Origin of the sequence: Mesorhizobium sp. M4A.F.Ca.ET.020.02.1.1 (genome assembly GCF_004022645.1) — a bacterium.
GTDB lineage: Bacteria > Pseudomonadota > Alphaproteobacteria > Rhizobiales > Rhizobiaceae > Mesorhizobium.
This window is the reverse complement of record NZ_RZOI01001337.1, coordinates 1-603: the sequence shown is the minus strand read 5'-3', so window position 1 is coordinate 603 and position 603 is coordinate 1. Positions and strand designations below refer to the sequence as shown.

The 603-nt window shown below is 67.7% G+C and carries 2 protein-coding genes; both read right to left on the bottom strand.

Annotated features, from left to right (window positions below; genetic code table 11):
- On the bottom strand, window positions 1-243 hold a 243-nt coding region (locus EN742_RS37010; RefSeq protein ID WP_148670617.1), incomplete at its 3' end, for a DUF3995 domain-containing protein.
- On the bottom strand, window positions 240-603 hold a 364-nt coding region (locus tag EN742_RS37005), incomplete at its 5' end, for an urease accessory UreF family protein (RefSeq protein ID WP_281035071.1). The genes EN742_RS37005 and EN742_RS37010, both read right to left, overlap by 4 nt.

Sequence of the window (603 nt, the reverse complement as noted above, 5' to 3'; positions counted from 1 at the left end):
GGGAAAGGGCGAGGCAAAGACGCCCTCAAGCGCCAGCGGCCAAAGCGTCGCCAGGCCAAGACAGGCGGCAACGGCAAAGCTGGCGCCAGGCGACGGCATCTCGTCGACGCCGCGGAAGCCGACGACGGCACGGGCGCAGGATTTGGCATCCGTGCCCGGCCAGATGCCGCCAATGCCCCAATAGACATGCAGCGCGGTGATGATGAGCAGGACAAGGGAAAGCGCGAAGGCGAGCACGATCATGAGCGGAACAACCGGGAATATTGGGTTTCGTGACGCATCGCCATGACGTCGGAAACGAAGGCGCAGCCACCGAGATCGTCGAGCGTGGAGGCGGCGGCGCGGGCGGCGGTGGTAAGCGCAAGCGGCTCAAAGCCGGCTAACAATGCGGTGGCATCGAGCTGGCCGACGACGCCGAGCCGGATCGCCGCCTGAACGAGGTTCGAGAAGAAGGTTTGCAGGAAGGCAGAGAGCGCGTCCGGCAGGCCAATGCCATTGCCGCCGGCGACGGCGCCGACCGCGACGCAGTAGGGGCAATCGGCCGGCAGGCGCCCCAGCACCGGGCTTGGCCAGGCCGAGGCAGCCTTGAGGAAGGCAGCGCCC